Origin of the sequence: Planktotalea frisia, assembly GCF_001890925.1 — a bacterium.
Classification (GTDB): Bacteria; Pseudomonadota; Alphaproteobacteria; order Rhodobacterales; family Rhodobacteraceae; genus Planktotalea; species Planktotalea frisia.
This window is the reverse complement of the sequence record NZ_MLCB01000148.1, coordinates 1-18,516: the sequence shown is the minus strand read 5'-3', so window position 1 is coordinate 18,516 and position 18,516 is coordinate 1. Positions and strand designations below refer to the sequence as shown.

The following is an 18,516-nucleotide window of genomic DNA, read 5'->3' as shown; positions in this document are numbered from 1 at the left end:
TGTCTTCTAAAGGGTCGGACAGCCTCTAACGGATCAGCTCAGCGACGTTCTCGCAAAGCGCGTGCGCAAGGTGTTCTAAGTCATCTGGCGCTGGCCCTAATCCCGAATTCGCCAGTTTCGCAAACCCGTGGACAACGCTCCAAAGCGTGAAGACATGAACGTCTTGATCGAACGTGGGTTGAAGCCGCTCTACAGCGTTGACCAAAATTCCATGCGCACTGCGGTCTTCAATCACAAAACCCGCAATTCCGTCGCGCTTACACCGCCCCGCAATGTCGAACATCATCTGGAAAATATGCGGCTCTCGCACAGCATATCCGATGTACGCCATGCCGATCTGCACCAGTGCGCCCTTTGGATCAATTTCGACAAACCGCGCTTCGCCGGCTTCCATTGCTTGGGCGAGTTCCAAAAACGCTTTGCTTGCCAAACGCGCCAAGAGCGCATCTTTCGATTTGAAATGGCGATAGACCGCTGCGGGATCAACCCCCGCATCACGCGCACAGCTGCGCAAACTTAGGTTGTCAGCACCGCTTTCGCGAACCTTTTCCCAAGCAATTCGTTCAATCTGAACAAGCAGATCCCCGTGATGATATGTTGCCTTTTTTTGCGCCATATCAACAGCGTTGACATTAGGGTGCCGCTCCGTCAACCATGTCAACAACGATGACATTGTAGCGAGCGTGGAAAACAGACGATGACGAAGATCATTGAAGAGCGTATGAGCGCGCAGATTGAGGGTGACTTTGTCGTCTTCCTGATCGGGATGCGAATCAACGTGTGGTGGAAGGTTCACAAATGGCTTCCTGTCGCTCTCGCGATGATGCGGATGCAAAAGGAACTGCGCACATTGCCGATCGAACAAACCGGATGCCTTGCAACGCGCGCAGGATCACCAAGCGTCACGATACAGTATTGGCGCAGTTTCGACCATCTCGAAGCTTATGCAAGAGACACCGCCAAGCAACACATGCCAGCATGGAAAGCCTTCAACAAAGCCGCAAAAAGCGCACGCAAAGATGTTGGGATTTGGCATGAAACGTTTCTCGTGTCTGACGGACAATACGACACCCTATACTCAGCAATGCCACTGGATGGCTTGGGCAAAGCCAGCACCACCGTCCCAGCATCAGGTCACATGAACACCGCCAGAGGCCGCGTTACAGGAGAAGATCAATGAGATTTTTAGCGCTTTTCGCCTTGCTGCTTTTCCCCACTTTCTTGCAGGCGCAAGATGTCACGGGTACTTGGCGCACCCATAAAACAGAACGCGGAACCTTGATTGTGAACATCGCACCTTGTGGGGCGTCGCTGTGTGGAAAAATCGTCGATGCGCGCGATGCCCAAGGCAAGAAAGGCACTTATGAACACATGGGCAAGCGCATGATTTGGGATATGAAACCAACCTCGAAAGCGGGCAAATGGGACGGTGGGAAGATCTGGGATCCGAACAAAGACCGCACTTTTAAGTCACGGATGGAGCTACAGAATGGCAGCCTCAAAGTCTCTGGCTGTGTGCTGGTTGCCTGTCAGTCGTTCATCTGGATGCGCGCGCGTTAAAGTGCTTCCGCTGGCGCCCCACTGCGCGCGCGGTGGGGTCCAAAGACTGCGGCAAAGCAAAGGATAAGGCCCGAAACGGTCGCGATCATCCCAGCCGCACTCACCGCGTTATCCGCGCCAAACCACAGAGGGCCATAGCCTGCGAAAACGTAACCTAGAACTGCGGAAAGCGTCGCGAACAACACGCTCCAAGCCACTTGCGCACCCAACGCATTGGTCATGAGGCGCGCCGCCGCTGGCGGGCAAATGAACATTGCAATCACGATGATCGACCCAACTGCATCAAATGCTGCAACCGCTGCCAATGCTGCGACGATCACCAGTGTAAAGCCCAAAGGTCCTGTGCGAATGCCCATGCTTTGCGCGAAACCTTCATCGAACGTGGACAGCTTTAAGGGACGCCAAAACACCCATGTGAACAGTGCAACGACCAGCAGAACCCCAAACAAACGCGGCAACTCCACAGGCAGATACGCAAGTGCTTCCAAATCGAGAAGAGAGGCCCAACCCGTCGCGTCAAGCCATATCAGGCTCTCCAAATTGCCAAAGAGCGCGTGCTCTACATCCAAATGTACCGTGCTTGTGTCTGATTGCTCCAACAATAAAACACCGCCCGCAAACATTGCCGTAAACGTCACACCCATCGCAGCGCCCGGTTCAATCTTGCCAAGGCGGCGGATCGCTTCGATCATCACCACCGCCACTACCGCCGCCCCCGCAGCGCCCAACATCATCGGAACAGCCGCAACAACGCCAGTGATCAAGAACGCCACGACGATGCCCGGCAAGACCACATGGCTAATTGCATCGCCAATCAAAGCTTGGCGTCTGAGCAACAAGAAATTCCCCGGCAAAGCACAGGCAATCGCGGCCAATGTGCCGATCAACATAGGCGTTAACGAAATCGCAACGAATTCCTCTCCCATCACGCGGGCACCCCCATTGGTGCACCAATCAAGCGATCTAGTTCACCGATTTGATCCCCTGTGAGAACTGTTTCGATCTCGGTCAGCCCATCATAGAACGTCGCTGCCAACGCGAATTCCTCTCGCGACCGCGCCATCTGCCAGCGCGTTTCATCGCGCAAGGCTTTCGCCGCCCGCGCTTTTCCATCTGTTGTCGCAACGCCGTCCGCGCGCGCAAGACCAGAGCGTTGCAGCAAACGGAGCGTGAGTTTTTCGTAGATCGGCTGGCCTTGCGCAAGCGCGAGAAGGCCCTGACGAATGTGCACACGTCTTTGAAACGACAGATGCTTGAGAACCGCCGCCAAAGCACCTCGCGCTGGGGCGAACAGCAATGACAAAGCGAACATCACGAACAACACCAGCACGATCACAGGCCCCGTCGGCAACGCAGGCGCAACAGCGGACAGCGTAGCTCCAACATAACCAGCGACGCCACCAACAATTCCCGCGACCCACAGAACACCTGTCACGCGTTCGCTCCAAAAGCGTGCTGTCACAGGGGGGATGATCAGCAAAGCAACGATCAGGATCAGCCCAACAATCTTGAGACCTACAACCGTGATCGCCATGACCAAACCCATCATAATCAGATCAAGACGCGGGACATTTAGCCCGCTTGAAGCGGCGAATTCTGGATCAAATGCAACAGCACTTAAGGGTCGGCGAAACGCGATCACAGCCGCCAAAACCAACGCGCCCCCAACCGCGATAATCACGGCATCAGAGTAGAGCATCCCAGCGGTAGAGCCGAGCAGGAAGCCCTCCAAGCCTGCTTGGCGTCCTTCACTCATTGTCTGAATGAAGGTCAAAAACACAATGCCAATGCCAAAGAACACCGACAGCACAGCGCCAATCGCAGCATCCTCTGCGAGACGCGTACGACGGGTTAGAAAACCGATGCACAAAAGCCCAAGCCAAGCAGACGCAGCGGAGCCAAGCATAAGGCCGATCAAGCTGCGACCATCACCGCCCAGCGCGACCATGATGATGAAAGCGATGCCAACACCCGGCAAAGTCGCATGCGAAATCGCATCGCTCACCAAAGCGCGTTTGCGTAGGAAAAGGAATGTCCCTGTCACGCCCGCCGCAATGCCAAGCAGCATCGCGCCAAGCGTTACGAGCGTGGCGTTATAACCAAGCTGAAGGGTCAGGGCATGCCAAAGCATGGGTTACGCACCAAGCGCAGTCTGGCCCAGTTGACCAGTGGCGAGACGCCCGCCGTATGCTTCTTGCAAGGTCTGCGGGGTGAAGGCGTCTTCAACCGTTCCCTCGGCGATGCGTGTCGTGTTGATAAGGAATACTCGGTCGAAATAGTCGGGAACAGTGCTCAGATCATGATGAACAGCGACGACGGTTTTCCCATCCGCGCGCAAGGATTGTAGCACGTCGATGATGGCTTTCTCCGTTGCCGCATCGACACCTGCGAACGGCTCATCGAGCAGGTAAAGATCGGCGTCCTGCGCCAAGGCCCGTGCAAGGAACACGCGCTGTTGTTGACCACCAGAAAGTTGCCCAATCTGACGGGTCGCAAAGTCCTGCATACCCACCCGTTCTAGACACTCCATCGCTTTGGCTTTGTGAGCGCCACGCAGGCGACCCAAGAGGCCAAGTTCGCGGTAAAGACCCATCAAAACCACATCAATCACACGCGTCGGAAAATCCCAGTCCACGCTTGCGCGCTGCGGCACATAGGCGATCCGCGCGCGGGCATCCGCGACGGGTTGACCGAACACGGTCGCAGTCCCCGCAAGCGGTTTAATCACGCCCAGCGCCGCTTTCAGCAAGGTTGATTTACCAGCGCCATTTGGGCCAATGATCGCAGTCATCGACCCAACGGGAACGGTCATATCTACAGAAAACACAGCAGGCTTTTGGCCGTAGCTGACCGTCATGCCGCGGATAGCCAAAGCCGCGTCGTCAGAGGTTTCAGCCATGCGCGTCCCGTTCGATGTAGCCAATTCAATCTGTGTCATATCTTAACTTCCCGCTGCCAATTTGCCGTTCATGCCTCGCGTGGGCACGGTGCCACCGAGGGCACGAGCAATGGTTGTAATGTTGTGATCGATCATGCCGATATAAGTCGCTTCATACGTCCCATCCGCGCCCATCGCGTCTGAGAAAAGCTCGCCGCCAATCGTGACGTTATGATCCTGCGCTGCGGCACCCTCTATCAAAGCGCTAATGTTGCGATCAGAGACGGAGCTTTCCACAAACGCCGCGCCGATCTTGCGCTCTACCAGCATATCGACCAGCGTTGAAATACGGTTCAGACCTGCTTCGCTCTCGGTCGAGATGCCTTGGATCCCAATGACCTCATAGCCAAACTCACGTCCGAAATAGCCAAAAGCATCGTGCGCTGTCAGCAAGACGCGCGCGCTTTGGGGGACGGTCGCAAGAGTGGTCTCGCCATAGGTTTGCAGCGCATTCGCTTCGGTTTCAAACGCCGCCAAGTGAGTCGCAAAATCATCAGCGGCCTCTGGGCGAGCTTCACTCAACACGCGCGCAATCTCACGGGCGACATGCATCCACAATTTCGGCACCATCCACACATGCGGATCAAAGCGGCCGCCATAATCTTCATGAGACAGCAAAACATCACGCGGCATCGCGTCAGCGACAGGAACAGACGTGCGGCGGCGGGCGAGCTTCACCAGAAACTCTTCCATTTGCGCTTCTAGATAAAGACCATGCCACAGTACCAAATCCGCACGCGTCATCGCTGTGATATCTGTTCGCGTCTGACGGTAGGCATGCGGATCCACACCCGAACCCATCAGCGCTTGCACTTCAACATGCGCACCGCCGATCCGGCGTGCTGTGTCGGCAATCATTCCAGTCGTCGCAACAATTTTCAAAGTGTCAGCAGCCAAAACAAATCGTGGCGCTACGGTTGCGCCTGCTGCGATGCTCAAAAAATGACGACGGTTGAAAGGCATGGAATCTCCCTTTGTTAAGTTGAATATGAGAGTCATTCGCAAAAAGTCAATGAAGTTGCGACTTATTCGCAATAAAGAGTGTATATTTCTGATCATTTGGTCAAAAAATAAGCTCTAACGTACCGCTCATCCTTGCCAAGAACGCAGACTCATGGGACAGGATAGAAAACGCCCCCTCCTTTGGAGTGCATGAATATGACAACGCAAACTGCCCAAACCACAACGCATTTGCCCCAAACGATAGAGCCGCGAAATCCTGGGATGGACCTTGATCTCAGCTGGGTGCGCTCTGTGCAGGCGAATACCTCAGCGATTGAGCGGCGCGCCAAGACACTGCCGGGTCGGCGCAGCGTCAAGAAAGACTATCAAGCCGCGTGGCTTTTGCGGGCGATCCAGTGCATCGATCTGACCACGCTGTCGGGCGATGACACCTCTGAACGTGTGCGCCGTCTTTGCGCCAAAGCGCGAACGCCCTTGCGCGCCGATATCGCAGAGGCACTTGGGGTAAGCGGTATCCAAACTGGCGCGATCTGTGTTTACCACGATATGATCGAAACCGCCGTCGATGCGCTTGCTGGCTCCGGTATTCCTGTCGCTGCTGTCTCTACGGGTTTCCCTGCGGGTCTGTCCCCCTTTCATCTGCGTATTGCAGAGATTGAGGAAAGCGTGAAAGCAGGTGCCGCCGAGATCGACATCGTGATTTCCCGTCGCCATGTTTTGAGCGGCGATTGGCAAGCACTTTATGATGAGATGCGCGCCTTTCGCGCGTCTTGCGGCGATGCTCACGTGAAAGCGATCCTCGCAACAGGAGAACTTGGCACGTTGCGCAATGTCGCGCGTGCCTCGCTGATTTGCATGATGGCGGGCGCTGACTTTATCAAAACGTCGACGGGTAAAGAGAGCGTCAACGCGACCTTGCCTGTGTCCTTGGTGATGATCCGCGCCATCCGCGACTACCATGAACGCACAGGTTATCGCGTTGGCTACAAACCCGCTGGCGGGATTTCCAAAGCAAAGGACGCGCTCGTTTATCTCGCGCTGATGAAAGACGAGCTGGGTGATCGCTGGCTGCAACCTGATCTTTTCCGCTTTGGCGCATCATCTTTGTTGAACGACATTGAACGCCAATTAGAACACCACGTCACAGGCGCATATTCCGCCGGTTACCGCCACGCGCTGGCGTAAGGAGACACAGCATGAGCATTTCCGAACGTCTCGACAAAATGGACTACGGCCCCGCCCCTGAAAGCGCTGCTGAAGCGTTGGAATGGATCGAAAGCCGTGGTGGCATTGCAGGTCACTTTATTGACGGCACATTCGGCATCCTGCGTGATGACATGACGTTGAATAATCCCGCAACGGGTGAGCGTCTTGCAGGGTTGACCAAAGGCACCGCTGATGAGGTCGCAAGTGCTGTGAAAGCTGCCCGCAAAGCGCAACCCGAGTGGGCGAAGGATGGCGCAGCCCGTGCGCGCGTGCTCTATGCGATTGCACGTCTGATGCAAAAACATGCGCGTTTGTTGGCGGTGATGGAAACGCTCGATAACGGCAAACCCATCCGCGAAAGCCGCGACATCGATATCCCATTGACGATCCGTCATTTCTACTATCACGCGGGCATGGCGCAGTTGATGGAAGATGAAATGCCCAGCCGCGAAGCGATTGGCGTATGCGGACAGATCGTGCCTTGGAACTTCCCGCTGCTAATGCTCGCGTGGAAGATCGCGCCCGCGCTGGCGATGGGCAACACGGTTGTGTTGAAGCCGGCAGAATACACCACACTCACTGCGATGATCTTTGCGGAAATCTGCCAAGAGGCGGGTGTCCCTGCGGGAGTGGTGAACATCGTCACAGGTGACGGTGAAACAGGTCAACATATCGTTGACGCCGATGTCGATAAAATCGCGTTCACAGGCTCCACCGCTGTGGGTCGTCGTATTCGCAAGACGACGGCAGGATCGGGCAAAGCACTGACCTTAGAACTTGGTGGCAAGTCGCCCTACATCGTTTTTGATGATGCTGATCTCGATAGCGCTGTTGAAGGGCTGGTTGATGCGATTTGGTTCAACCAAGGTCAGGTCTGCTGCGCTGGTTCGCGTTTGCTGGTTCAGGAAAGCGTGGCCGAGCGCTTCTACGCAAAGCTCAAGCGCCGCATGGATGGGCTGCGTATTGGTAATCCACTGGATAAGTGCATCGACGTAGGCGCTATCGTGGACCCAATTCAGCTTGCGCAGATCACCAAGATGGTGAGCGAAAATTCTGAGGGCGAAACCTATCACGCTGCTTGTGATATGCCCGAAGGTGGTTGTTACTATCCGCCTACTTTGATCACTGGTCTCTCCCCCTCTGCTGCGTTGATGCAGGAAGAGATCTTTGGCCCTGTGCTGTGCGCCACCACCTTCCGCACCCCTGCAGAGGCGGTGCAACTCGCCAACAACACGCGTTATGGATTGGCGGCAACGGTCTGGACTGAAAACGTCAATCTCGCGCTCGACATCGCCCCAAAGCTGGTTGCGGGCGTCGTTTGGGTGAATGCGACGAACCTGTTTGACGCTGCTGCGCCTTTTGGCGGTGTCCGCGAAAGCGGGTTTGGACGTGAAGGCGGGCTTGAAGGTCTGATGGCCTACACCAAGCCCAAAGCGAAAGGCAAAGCGCTGAGTAAGGTCGAAGCCTTCACAGGTAGTGACGCTGGATCAGATCCGATTGATCGCACCGCGAAGCTCTATATTGGCGGCAAACAAGCGCGCCCTGATGGCGGGTATTCCAAGGCGGTCTATTCTAAAAAGGGCGAAAAGCTGGGTGATGTATCGCTCGCCAATCGCAAAGACATTCGCAACGCTGTTGAGGTGGCTCAAGGCGCAAATGCTTGGGGCAAAACCACTGGGCACCTTCGTGCTCAAATCCTCTACTATATGGCGGAGAACCTTTCTGCGCGGGCGTCTGAATTCGCCAAGCGCATTGATGCGATGACGGGTAAAAATGGCGGTAAGGCAGAGGTTGAGGCCTCGCTGAACGCGCTCTTCACATACGCTGCTTGGGCCGACAAATGGGATGGTGCCGCGCGCGGTGTTCCGATCAAAGGGATCGCTTTGGCCATGAAAGAGCCTGTGGGCGTGATTGCTGCGCTTTGTAGCGATGACATGCCTTTGCTTGGCTTGGTTAAGCCGATGGGTGCGAGCATGGCTATGGGCAATCGCTGTATTTTGGCCGCTTCTGAACCCTTCCCGCTCGCCGCGACAGATTTCATACAGGTTTTGGAGACGTCTGACGTGCCTGCAGGCGTTGTGAATATCCTTACTGGTTCACACATAGAACTTGCCCCGCACATAGCGGCGCATAACGATGTGGATGCTGTTTGGAGCCAGTCCTCTTCCAGCGTTTCCGCTGTCATCGAGGCGAACAGCACCGGCAATCTCAAACGCACTTGGGTGAACAATGGTCAAAGCGTAGAGATCACAACGCGCGATTATCTCAGCGCTGCGACAGAGACGAAAACCGTCTGGGTGCCCTACGGGGAATAGCGATCAGGCAGGGGTCATCCGCAAAAGATGACCCCGCAGCGCGAGAAGTGTGACGCCACAAAGCACAACACCAGACGCAACATAAATCGTTTCGTTCAAACCGATCTGATCGACCAAAGCACCCATGCAAAACGTTCCCAAGGTCGCAAGCCCCCAGAACGCCGTTTGATCGACAGTGATCAGCACGCCGCGCTCTTCATTCGGCGCATTGTGCAAGTACTTTCCATAGACCAAAGCCTTGCCAACTTTCACGCCACCCAGACACATAATCAAAAAACATAGCATCGCGTAACTGTTCACGAGCGTCAGCGCCAAAATTCCAAACCCATAGAGACCCCAAATACACAGCGCAGCCAAACCGGGGCGCGTGATCGCATCAGACAGGCGCGTGAAAAACGCGGTGATTGCAATCGCGCCAATCCAGCTGGAAATATTCATCAGCGCAATCCAATTGCCATATTCTGCGAAGTTTTCACGCAGAATGAGGGGCCATAGAATGTAACCCGCAGGAACAATCACTAGGCCCAAAAGCACACTACCTAGCAAGATATCAAGGTTCTCAGGGCAGTCACGATATTGGGCGAAAAGGCGTGGCAAAACACGCTTGGAGAGGTGCGGCTGCACTTTGCGCCTGCTTCGCGTCACGTCTTTGGCATGCCCATGCAAAAGGAGCGCGCTCAAGGCCATCAAGACCCCATTCACCACAAACCCACCCATGGCCAACAAAAATGGCAAAGCCAGTGCCGATATCGTCCCCGTCAGCTTCGCCAGATTATGCGTCGTCGCCGCCAACAAAGCATTGCTTTGTGCCGGCTTTGGCGTCGCCTCTGGGATGAACGTGTCAATTGCGGGGTTCGACACTGCGCTGACAATCCCCGCAAGGACGCAATAGAGGAAAAATACTTTTGGGACATACCCAAAGCTATGATCAAACACCCCGTAACTGATGAGGATACCAGCGAAAATGAGCGTTGAAATTGTGTAACTCAAACGCGCGCCAATGCGGTCGGTCAGAACGCCGCCCATGATTGTGAAGATCAGAAAGGGCGATAGAACCAGCGCCTGATAAAAGCCGATTTCGGTCGCGCTTAGGTTCAAATGGATGCTCATGTACCATGTGAAAAGCACTGTCTGGAACCCTTCACCCCAGTGCCAGAACCAGTAGGATCCAATGAACCGATTAGAGAGATAGGACATATGCGATCCTTGTTTGACTGCTTTGCATCAGCCATTTAATCTGAATTTAAGATACTCATATCACTTCTCATCATAAATTTGGAGTCACAGTTAAGATGAATGCGCGCGCGACCCAGCCAATCATCGGAACCCGAATGCGGGAACTCAGAAAGACGAAAGGGCTTACGCTCGCGCAGCTCGGCGCTGAAACAGGACTGTCTGTTGGGTATCTAAGCCAGCTTGAGAGGCAAGACGCCGATCCGTCCGTACGTGCCCTCAACACGATTGGTGCAGCGCTTGGCGTTGGTATCAACTGGTTTTTCCCCGACCCAAGCGATGCAGATAACCCAGAGACTGACATCATTGTGCGCGCCAATAAACGCCGCGCTTTGCGCTTTGATTCAGGGGTGCATGATGAATTGCTCAGCCCGAACCTGTCTGGCACTTTAGAGATGATCCTGACGACTTTTGCGCCCCATGCAAACTCTGGCGATGCGAATTACGCGCATAAGGGCGAAGAAGGTGGTTTTGTCGTTTCGGGTGTCTTGGAACTTACCGTTGAGGACCAAGTCATGCGTCTTGGCGCTGGAGACGCATTCCAATTTTCATCGACCAAGCCGCATCGTTACGCCAACCCGACTGATGAAGAGACGGTGATCTTTTGGGCCGTCACCCCGCCGCACTATTAGTCCTGCCTGACAGCCCCAGTCACCGCCGCCGCACCAAGCGCTGTGATAATCCATCCAAGCGCTTTTGCGAACCAACGCAACCACCAGCCAACGCGTCCTAAAGGGCTACGTGACGTGGACGGTGCCCATGCCGTTTCCTGCCCCAAAGACACAATCGGGATGACCAGATCAGCGGCGTATGCGTAACCATTGAACGTCTCCCAATCCTTGCCAGCTTCCGTGCTACCGGACCAGAATGCAGCTGGGTTCTCCGCATGGGTTTGCGTCGCAGCAATCCAATCCGCAGAGATCAAAATAGGGGCCGCATTGGGCGTCATGTCGCCAGCACGCCAAGTTTGATCAAAGAACGTGCCAAGACCAATGATCAGCGCTGCCGCAAAGAACACTGCGCGCATCGGCACGTTGACCGTTTTGCATCAGAACGCGGGCGAGTTGTTCGTAGGTTTGCGCCGTGAACCCCATTTCTTCAGGTCGCCGCTCTAACCAAGCAAGGCGGTTCTGAACAGACGTATCTGTGTGCTGCGAGAAACCTTCGTAGGTCAGCCCCTCCAAACGGATCGGATAGCTTGCACCCGGCCCTTCTGGTTCATCACGCAAACGCGCACAGCGCGCACCCGAGAGGTTCACAATACCGCGTCCAATCTGATTGTCTTTGAAGAACAAAAGCCCCTCAATCCGCGCGCGCGCAAAAGACAACGCAATATCGCGACCATGCTCTTCTGTCGCTTGAAAAATGCCGCCCGCGCCAAATTCATCTTGCACGGACGTTGCCACGTTGGTCACGAACACATCGTGCTTCGTTGCGAGCGAAAGGAAGAACAACGCACCTTTGCAAGTCAGCGATGTGACCTCGCCTGAATAAGGGTAATTCCCCAAATAAAGCGAACCTTCGACCGTCATGGAAGGCGCAAAAATCGCATCTTGAGTTTGCGAAAGGATGCTGCAATCGACAAGCTGCACATCTCCATTGATATGCGCGCCGGACAGGCTCATCTCGCCACTCATGCGCGTGCCTGCACGTATAAATAATGCGCCATCCAGCACGACATTGTCCGCTGAAAGTCCGGGCAGTTCGCAGCCCGAAAAGATCAACCCGCGCATACGCGCATTCACCAGCTCAAGCACATCCGTAAAATGACACTGCGTGAAGGACAAATCGCAGCTCAAACGCGCGCCTTGCAGGTCCAGCTTTCCAGAAATCCATGCCCCCCTGATCCGAAGTCCCTTGGCCCCTAATCCAGCCTCAGAGAGCAAAAGGTCCCGCAAGAACGATGCTCTGATAAGGTTGTCGTCACTTTCCTTTTCAGGCACGCATCCTTCCCCGAACATAATCCGAGCAGGGCCTGCGCATTCCGCAAGTAGCTTTTGTTCGGCTGGTGTTTGTGCGGTTGGGTTCGGATGCAATGTCATAGCAAAAGAGAAAACACGCCAGCACTTATGTCACAAGTCTCTTTGACGTTTCGTCCGGGCTGACAAACGCGTCTTGCGCGCCCATAGTGCTCACAAATTCAAGAATTGGGAGAACACACATGTCCGACGAAATCGTCATCCTAGACGGCGCACGCACAGCTATTGGCACCTTTGGCGGGGCGCTCGCAAACACCCCACCAATCGAATTGGCAACCATCGCCAGCAAAGCGGCGCTAGAGCGCTCAGGCGTCGAGGGTGCTCAAATCGGCAATGTGGTCTTCGGTCATGTGATCAACACAGAACCGCGCGATATGTATCTGTCTCGCGTGGCTGCGATTGAAGCGGGCATTCCCGATACGACCCCCGCGATGAACGTGAACCGCCTTTGTGGTTCGGGCGCGCAGGCGATTGTCTCTGCGGTTCAATCTTTGATGCTTGGTGATGCAGACTTCGCGCTGGCAGGGGGTGCTGAAAGCATGTCGCGGTCACCATTTATCATCCCTGATCAGCGCTGGGGTGCGAAAATGGGTGATATACGCACGCTCGACATGATGCTTGGCGCTTTGAATTGCCCTTTCGGGACGGGTCACATGGGCGTCACCGCTGAAAACGTTGCGGCTGAGCACGATATCACACGCGCTGCGCAGGATGCTTTCGCCATGGCGAGCCAAACGCGTGCAGCCCATGCAATTGCGAATGGTTACTTCGATAGCCAGATCACACCTGTTCCCGTCAAAGTGAAACGCGATATGGTGGATTTCATGGTTGATGAACATCCTAAGGCGACCTCTGAAGAGGCGCTTTCCGGGTTACGCACGGTCTTTCAAAAAGATGGCACAGTGACGGCTGGCAACGCGTCTGGCATCAACGATGGCGCTGCTGCGATGGTGCTTGCGACTGCTTCTGCCGCTAAGAAGGCTGGATTGAAACCGCGTGCACGTATCTTGGGGTATGCCCATGCCGGCGTGCGTCCTGAGGTGATGGGGATCGGACCGGTGCCTGCGGTCGAGAACTTATTTGCACGCACGGGCCTCAAAGCATCGGACTTTGATGTGGTTGAAAGTAACGAAGCTTTTGCCGCGCAAGCGCTTGCTGTCAACAAAGGTCTTGGCCTTGATCCTGCGAGAGTGAACCCGAATGGCGGTGCGATTGCGCTCGGTCATCCGGTTGGTGCGACAGGTGCGATCATCACGCTCAAAGCACTTTACGAGCTTGAGCGTATCGGTGGCAAACGTGCGCTTATCACGATGTGCATTGGCGGTGGCCAAGGCATCGCTTTGGCAATTGAAACGCTCTGAGCAGGGAAAGATCTTTTTGCAAAAAGATCTGGCAAGAGCCTTTGCAAAGGCTCTTGAACCTAATCCAACCGAATGGTCGCGCGCGCAGCGCGGCCGTCTTTGTCGATAACGGACAATTGCACGAACCCTTCCTCCATCAACGGCAGTTGCGCTTCTCGTGTATGCACACCTGTCAAAATCGGTGCCCCATTGGCCAGCCAAGTAAAAGGTGCGCGTCCGTCCCTCACTTTCACACTGACGCCAACCCCTGTACGCGCCAATCGTGCGCCATCGGGTGGAAACGCCATCTTTGGCGCATCTGGCGGCACTTCAAAAATCGCGCGACGTCCTTTGAAACGGCGCAACGGGTGCGGCAATTCAGCAGTCTCTAACAAAAGCGTTTCGGGCGGTGGCGGCGGGAATGGAACCGCCTGTTGTGACACTAAACCAACAAGCTCGAACAAAATCGGCGCGGCAAGTTCACCGCCAAATGCGCCCGGCACAGGCGTACCATCTGGACGACCAATCCAAACACCCGCAACATAGCGCCCATCAAACCCAATCGCCCACGCATCCCGGTGCCCGTAGGATGTGCCAGTCTTGTATGCGAGCCGCATGTTTGCTGCACCCCTAGGCGGCGCGAGACCCGCTAGGATGTGCGACACCTGCCATGCAGACGCACGCGAAACGAAGTTCCCTTCACTCTCTTCAATCGAGCCTTTTCGCCAATTTAGGGTCTGTTTTTGACCACCTTGTGCGAGACCCGCATAGAGCTGCACCAACCCTTCAAGGGATGTCCCGACACCACCCAAAGCGACCGCCAATCCCGCGTTCCCGCTTGGAAGTTTCGCCGTAACTCCTGCCTTTTTAAGGGCATTCATCAGACGCGCAGGGCCAAGCTCTTCGGTTAGCAAAACCACCGGAATATTGAGCGACAAACGCAACGCTTCATCCACGCGCAGTTCGCCACGAAACGTGCCGTCAAAATTCTGTGGCGCATAGTTTCCGAAAGCAACAGGTCGATCGTTGATCAACGTGCTTGGATGCGCGAGATCTTGATCAAAAGCCAAGCCATAGACCAGCGGTTTCAGCGTTGATCCGGGTGACCGCAGCGCACGAGTCATATCGATAAACCCTTGCCGGGCATCTTTGTCGGAAAACCCGCCTGAGCCCACATGTGCAATGATTTCACCGCTCGTGTGATCCGCCAAAACCATCGCAATAGAGACATGTTCCGCCTGCCCTCGCAGGCTAGACGCCACGAGTTTCTCCGCCTGCTTTTGTAGCTCTGCTTGTAAAGTAAGACGGTGAATAGCACGCTCTGGGTCTTCGCTTCGTGCGCGATCTGAAAGATGCGGCGCATAAGCAGGAAAGCGAAAACGCTTTGCTAAAACAGGCTCTAAATGCGCTGATTGTGCCTCTTCTACGCTGACCGTTTGAGTATCGATAAGCCGATCCAGCAACACTTGGCGCGCTTTATTTGCAGCCTTCAAGTCGACATCAGGACGACGCGCTTCAGGGGCTTGGGGCAGCGCTACCAAAAGCGCGGCTTGCGCAGCAGTTAGACGCCTCGGTTCTTTCCCAAAGTAACTCAAAGAAGCAGCCCGCACCCCTTCAATATTACCTCCAAACGGCGCGAGCGTGAGATAAAGCTGCAAGATCTCGTCCTTGTTCAAGACTTGCTCTAGCCGCAAAGCTACACGTATTTGGCGCAGCTTGCCGTGCCACGCACCCGTGCCGCTTTGCTCCAACAAACGCGCGACCTGCATGGTCAATGTAGACGCGCCAGAAACCACTTTACCCTGTATTAGAGCCTGCTTTGCCGCGCGTAACATTGCCAAAGGATCAACGCCTTGATGCTCAAAAAAGCGTTTGTCCTCATAAGCGATCAGCATATCGAGGTAGCGTTGATCCACTCGGTCCACGCCAACACCTAGACGCCAACGACCATCCTCAACGGTGTAGGCGCGCAAGAGAATATCATCGCGATCCCGCACTTCGACCGAAATTTCAGGTAGAACACTCGGCAAGTCCGTACGTGCAACCCAATCGTCAAGCGCATCGCGCCCCAGCGCCACAAAAAACAGCGCAAAAACGAAAGCGAAAAAGCGCATCGCTTACTCGCTCACAACCAACTGGCCCGTATCACTGCGCGCACGGTATTGCGGACGGTACATGTGCTCAACAGAGGCGGCGGGATGATGGTAAACACCCGGCGACACAGCGCGCACAATGCAGGCGAGCCGCAAGGGTTTTACGCCGCTTGCATCAACAGCAGCAAGAAAGCGATCCGCGCGGAATTCAGAGTGCTGTGCGTTCGCAGGTTTGAGCCATTCAAGCGCACGAATATCGCCACCACGAATTAAGTTGGGATTGTCGATTTCCAGCCCCGCAGGCAGCGGATCGTTGATCATCAAACGCGAGGCACCCTCCTCGAAGGGAATGACCGTAAGCACAGTGACGAGGCGATCCCCTGTTTGCAATGTCAGATCAGTGACAGGTGCACCATCCATCGTGAAGTACTCACGCGTAATCTTGTAGCCGTAACCGCCTTCGTCAGGGGCGATTTCCGGAACCCCAAAAGTGCTAAGCGTGATATCCATCGTGTTGTTCGACGTGTTTGCGATTGCCAAAGATGACGCACCGCTTTTGAAGCGACGGATCAGCGGGCCAGCGCTGACTTCACCATTCACCAAGAGCCCCGAAGCGCTAGGATTCTCCACCAACGCGTGCGCGGCAAGCAAAGCCCATGACGCCTCTTGCGTGGAAAGCGAACGTCCGGCGCGCGCGATACGCTCGGACAGCACAGACGTGTTCACCGTCGCGCTGCCCGCTTCAACCGCAAGGGTCAACAGCCCAGCCGCATCGCGCAAGTTGCTACCAAAGTCAGAACGCCACACGCGTGCCTCGTCGCCCATGCGCGGGACCATCAAGCGTGCAGCACGTGCGAACATCGCATCCGCGCGGGTTTGATCACCGTAAGACGCCAGAGCAGCAGCAAGCTGCGCGGCAGCTAGGGGTGTCGTAAAGGCCTCTGCCTTCACATCAGCGTAGTAGCGTAGATCGCCCATCGACGCGGCACCTTCGCGGGCGAGCACCATGAGGGAATAGGCGACGTCTTCACCGCCCTCATCAAAGTCGGGCGCGTAATTGATACGATTGCGCAAATTATCCATCGCGATGCGGAAGGCGAGCGCAGGAACCTCGTACCCTTGTGCCTTTGCGCGCGACAGGAAGTCACTGACATAAGCATCGAGCCAAAACTCTCCAGAGTCCGGGCGCCATAGGCCAAAGGCACCGTTAGAGGATTGTCGCGTGAGAACCTGCGCAATCGCTTGATCCACACGTTTCTGCACGGTCTGGCGTTCATCAAAACCCATCGCTTTCGCAACTTCATCAAAATAAAGAAGCGGCATGGCTCGAGATGTGATTTGCTCTGTGCATCCGTATGGATAGCGATCAAGTGCTTGTAAAAGACCGGGTGCGTTGAGCTTTGCTAATGGACCAGCGGCGAGAATGGCAGACCCCGTACCCCCTTTGAAACCCGCAAACACGGAATCATCGAGGGTGAAAGTTTCCCCAGCAGCAATGCTCAATTGGCGCACTTCGCTCACCTCAGGATCATTCGCGCGCACGGGCAGGGTTAGGGTCTGCACAAGTTGCTTGCCATCCGGTGTCGTAAGCGCGATGCGCAGCGTGTGATCACCCACAACTGCCGCGCTAATTGGCACTGTTAGTGTCTGTTTTTGGCGATCTTCCAGTGTCAGGCCCGAAGGGATCAGCGTGGCATCCAGCACAATTCCCAAGCTAGAAACATCAAGCCCCATGCGTCCACTTGGACCTGTCGCATGCACGATTTCCAAGAGCATGTTTGATTGATCACCGGGTGCGAGGAACCGCGGCAAAGACGCAGTGACAACCACAGGATCGCGGACCAAAACATCTGCTTCGGCTTGGCCAACGCCCGTGTTCGACCAAGCAACAGCCATCAAGCGCACCGTGCCATTAAAGGCAGGAATATCGAAGCTTGCGGTTGCCTTGCCATCTGCGCCCACCTCAATCGGGCCAGAGAAATAGGCGACCAATTCTTGCGTCGGCGGCGGGCTTGGCAAGCGCAAGCGAGAAGCCGCGTCGCCACCAGAACGCACCTGCCCCATCGCGCCATTCATACCATCAATCAGACGTCCATAGACGTCGCGGATTTCCATACCAAGCCGCCGCTGACCAAAGTAATGCCCTGAGGGATCGGGACTATCGAACGCAGTGAGATTGAGGATGCCGAGGTCCACAGCAGCGAGGGTCACGTAGGCGACCTCACCCGCTTTGATGCCATCCACTTGCAGCGAAACTTCAAGCGCGCCACGCGGCTGAATGGCGTCGGGCGCATCAATGGACACGCTGAGTTGCTTCGCTTCTGGATCAATCTTGGCATAGGACAAACCCAATGCGCGCGCGGGGTTTTGACCCGCTGCCACATCCATCGGACGGATCACATTCGCGGTGACATAAGCGCCAGCACCCCATTCGTCAGTGACAGTCAATGGGATCAGATTTTCGCCCTCGGTGACCTGCACCGTTTCCATGTGGATCACGCGGTTCGACATGACGGTGACCAACGCTGTACCCGCGAAACGCAGCACAAGTCGCAAGGTCGCTGTGTTACCCATTTTGTAGTCAGGCTTGTCGAGGGACAGTTCCAACGTATCGGGCGTGTTCGACGTGTCCGCAGGCGCGTACCAGCCGGCGTAGAAGTCTGTGGAGGAGGCGATGTAGGTGCCGTCCAAACGCTCTACGATCACCTCGTAGCGACCCCAATCCACAGGCGCGCTAATGGTTAATGGCGCGTCGTTCAAAGAGACGATTTCGCTCGCCACGCGTTTGCGCGTCGTGATCGGTTCCCAGTCCCAATTCCCGTAAAGCTGATACCACTGAAGTGGTCCTACTAATTCGGACAGGTTTGTGGCTCAGCTAAGATGTAATCG

The 18,516-nt window shown here is 55.4% G+C and carries 15 protein-coding genes and 1 pseudogene; 6 read left to right on the top strand and 10 right to left on the bottom strand.

Annotated features, from left to right (window positions below):
• Positions 1 to 25: 25 nt before the first annotated feature.
• Complete coding sequence (locus tag PFRI_RS12435; protein ID WP_170124863.1) at positions 26 to 616, bottom strand: TetR/AcrR family transcriptional regulator; 591 nt, start codon at positions 614 to 616, stop codon at positions 26 to 28.
• Positions 617 to 697: 81 nt separating this feature from the next.
• Here PFRI_RS12435 and PFRI_RS12430 point away from each other — a divergent pair, with 81 nt between their 5' ends.
• Positions 698 to 1,180, top strand: coding sequence for a DUF4188 domain-containing protein (locus tag PFRI_RS12430; protein WP_072631029.1), 483 nt, complete (start codon positions 698 to 700; stop codon positions 1,178 to 1,180).
• Positions 1,177 to 1,560, top strand: coding sequence for a DUF2147 domain-containing protein (locus PFRI_RS12425; protein ID WP_072631028.1), 384 nt, complete (start codon positions 1,177 to 1,179; stop codon positions 1,558 to 1,560). Before PFRI_RS12430 ends, PFRI_RS12425 begins: the two co-directional genes overlap by 4 nt.
• Here the strand turns inward: PFRI_RS12425 and PFRI_RS12420 are convergent.
• From PFRI_RS12420 to PFRI_RS12405, 4 genes are read right to left on the bottom strand one after another with little or no spacing between them, the layout of a single operon-like run.
• Positions 1,557 to 2,489 (bottom strand): metal ABC transporter permease, encoded by a 933-nt coding sequence (locus PFRI_RS12420; RefSeq protein WP_072631027.1) that lies wholly within the window; start codon positions 2,487 to 2,489, stop codon positions 1,557 to 1,559. The two genes, PFRI_RS12425 and PFRI_RS12420, sit on opposite strands and share 4 nt — an antisense overlap.
• Positions 2,486 to 3,691 carry a metal ABC transporter permease gene (locus PFRI_RS12415; protein ID WP_072631026.1) on the bottom strand — a complete coding sequence of 402 codons (1,206 nt, stop codon included), beginning with the start codon at positions 3,689 to 3,691 and terminating at the stop codon, positions 2,486 to 2,488. The genes PFRI_RS12420 and PFRI_RS12415 overlap by 4 nt, the downstream gene beginning before the upstream one ends.
• Before the next feature lie 3 nt (positions 3,692 to 3,694).
• Positions 3,695 to 4,498, bottom strand: a complete 804-nt coding sequence (locus PFRI_RS12410; RefSeq protein WP_072631025.1) for a metal ABC transporter ATP-binding protein — start codon at positions 4,496 to 4,498, stop codon at positions 3,695 to 3,697.
• Positions 4,499 to 4,501: 3 nt separating this feature from the next.
• Positions 4,502 to 5,461 carry a metal ABC transporter solute-binding protein, Zn/Mn family gene (locus tag PFRI_RS12405; RefSeq protein WP_072631024.1) on the bottom strand — a complete coding sequence of 320 codons (960 nt, stop codon included), beginning with the start codon at positions 5,459 to 5,461 and terminating at the stop codon, positions 4,502 to 4,504.
• A gap of 195 nt (positions 5,462 to 5,656) precedes the next feature.
• Here PFRI_RS12405 and deoC point away from each other — a divergent pair, with 195 nt between their 5' ends.
• Both deoC and PFRI_RS12395 read left to right on the top strand, forming a co-directional pair.
• Positions 5,657 to 6,646 carry a deoxyribose-phosphate aldolase gene (deoC, locus tag PFRI_RS12400; RefSeq protein ID WP_072631041.1) on the top strand — a complete coding sequence of 330 codons (990 nt, stop codon included), beginning with the start codon at positions 5,657 to 5,659 and terminating at the stop codon, positions 6,644 to 6,646.
• Between the two features lie 11 nt (positions 6,647 to 6,657).
• Positions 6,658 to 8,982, top strand: a complete 2,325-nt coding sequence (locus tag PFRI_RS12395) for an aldehyde dehydrogenase family protein (protein ID WP_072631023.1) — start codon at positions 6,658 to 6,660, stop codon at positions 8,980 to 8,982.
• Positions 8,983 to 8,985: 3 nt separating this feature from the next.
• On the opposite strand, the gene PFRI_RS12390 is transcribed toward PFRI_RS12395, so the two are convergent.
• Positions 8,986 to 10,179, bottom strand: coding sequence for an MFS transporter (locus tag PFRI_RS12390; protein WP_072631022.1), 1,194 nt, complete (start codon positions 10,177 to 10,179; stop codon positions 8,986 to 8,988).
• Positions 10,180 to 10,313: 134 nt separating this feature from the next.
• On the opposite strand from PFRI_RS12390, the gene PFRI_RS12385 reads away from it, so the two are divergent.
• Positions 10,314 to 10,847: a helix-turn-helix domain-containing protein gene (locus tag PFRI_RS12385; protein ID WP_245812366.1), complete on the top strand. Its 534-nt coding sequence runs from the start codon at positions 10,314 to 10,316 to the stop codon at positions 10,845 to 10,847.
• Here PFRI_RS12385 and PFRI_RS12380 read toward each other — a convergent pair.
• Together PFRI_RS12380 and PFRI_RS12375 are read right to left on the bottom strand one after the other, a co-directional pair.
• A complete protein-coding gene (locus tag PFRI_RS12380) occupies positions 10,844 to 11,242 on the bottom strand; it encodes a hypothetical protein (protein WP_072631020.1) in 399 nt (132 codons plus the stop codon). The two genes, PFRI_RS12385 and PFRI_RS12380, sit on opposite strands and share 4 nt — an antisense overlap.
• Complete coding sequence (locus PFRI_RS12375) at positions 11,187 to 12,158, bottom strand: hypothetical protein (protein WP_139292119.1); 972 nt, start codon at positions 12,156 to 12,158, stop codon at positions 11,187 to 11,189. The genes PFRI_RS12380 and PFRI_RS12375 overlap by 56 nt, the downstream gene beginning before the upstream one ends.
• Before the next feature lie 218 nt (positions 12,159 to 12,376).
• Between PFRI_RS12375 and PFRI_RS12370 the strand changes: the two genes are divergently transcribed.
• Positions 12,377 to 13,555, top strand: a complete 1,179-nt coding sequence (locus PFRI_RS12370) for an acetyl-CoA C-acyltransferase family protein (RefSeq protein ID WP_072631018.1) — start codon at positions 12,377 to 12,379, stop codon at positions 13,553 to 13,555.
• Positions 13,556 to 13,614: 59 nt separating this feature from the next.
• Here PFRI_RS12370 and pbpC read toward each other — a convergent pair whose 3' ends face one another.
• Positions 13,615 to 15,648: a penicillin-binding protein 1C gene (gene pbpC, locus PFRI_RS12365; protein WP_072631017.1), complete on the bottom strand. Its 2,034-nt coding sequence runs from the start codon at positions 15,646 to 15,648 to the stop codon at positions 13,615 to 13,617.
• Positions 15,649 to 15,651: 3 nt separating this feature from the next.
• A pseudogene (locus tag PFRI_RS12360) lies at positions 15,652 to 18,465 on the bottom strand (alpha-2-macroglobulin family protein); the annotation flags it as partial.
• Positions 18,466 to 18,516: the final 51 nt, after the last annotated feature.